Source organism: Prevotella sp. HMSC077E09 (genome assembly GCF_001814685.1).
Classification (GTDB): Bacteria; Bacteroidota; Bacteroidia; order Bacteroidales; family Bacteroidaceae; genus Prevotella; species Prevotella oris.
In genome coordinates this window covers 49,330-50,607 of the sequence record NZ_KV817572.1, presented here as the reverse complement: position 1 = coordinate 50,607, position 1,278 = coordinate 49,330, and the positions used below count along the sequence as shown (strand labels likewise).

1 protein-coding gene is annotated in these 1,278 nt (G+C 45.6%); it reads left to right on the top strand.

The features are described from left to right. Positions 1-62 precede the first annotated feature (62 nt). Positions 63-1,278 (top strand): virulence-associated E family protein (locus HMPREF2983_RS08100; protein WP_070667673.1); only part of this gene is annotated, 1,216 nt, incomplete at its 3' end.

The following is a 1,278-nucleotide window of genomic DNA, read 5'->3' as shown; positions in this document are numbered from 1 at the left end:
ACATCCGTATTTCTGCTAATCTATTTTTCCTGTCGTCCATTTTTTGCTTAATGAGACGATAAATGCTCTTTTTGACAGCCTATTTCCCTAAGAATTTTAAAGCGGACGAGCACAACATTATGCAAGAGGGCTCTGAATGCTTGGAAGTTACGCATTCTCACCCTAACTTCACTCTTGGAAACCAATTCAATGGAATAATGAAAAAGAACGCAGATGCAGGCAATACAGGCAGCAGGAGAAATCCTCATCGCAGAGGTAGCTCATCCAAGAACGCAGAGATAGAAAACTATCTCTCCACACACTATGAGTTCAGATACAACACGGTTTTGGGGCGACCCGAATTCCGAGGCAAGAACGATGCTCATTTCTCAAAGGTGGGTCGCAATGAAATCAACACGCTCCGCAGGGAACTTGACAACGATGTGGGGATTATCACATCTTCCGACAACCTCTATTCAATTATTGAGAGCAGCTTCTCTCCACGTGTCAATCCCATACAGGAGTATTTCAAAAGATTGCCATTGGTGGATGTAAGTAGCAGTTCTCCCTTTTCACTGAAAGCCATTCATGAATTGGCAAGTTGCGTTGTTGTCCGTAATTCTAACAAATGGTTGCCGTATCTTATTAAATGGCCTGTGGCGGTGGTCGCCAATGCGATGGACAACCGCGAGTGTAGCAACCACACCTGCCTTGTGCTGACAGGTGAGCAAGGCAAGTTCAAGACTACGTTTCTCGATTCGCTCTGTCCACCCAAACTGCACGGTTACAGTTATACCGACAAGATATATCCACAAGAGAAGGACACACTTACCTATATCGGTCAGAACTTTATCGTAAACATAGACGATCAGCTAAAAGCCCTCAATAAGCGGGATGAGAATGAGCTGAAAAACCTCATCACCTGTCCGATGGTCAAGTACCGTATGCCGTATGACAAGTACGTGGAGAAACATCCCCACTTGGCAAGCTTCGTGGCATCGGTGAACGGCAACGACTTTCTTACAGACCCGACAGGCAGCAGAAGGTTCCTGCCCTTTGAAGTACTTTCCATAGACATAGAGAAAGCCAAGCGTATTTCAATGGACAATGTCTATGCTGAAGCCAAAGCCCTGCTAAAGTCAGGTTTCCGCTATTGGTTTGATGATGAAGAGATTGCCGAACTATACAGGGAGAGTGAGGACTTTCAGGTACAGACCGCTGAGATGGAACTCTTGCTGCGTTGCTTCGAGAAACCAGCGGAGGACGAAAACTATTCGTTAATGACCACTACGGAGATAC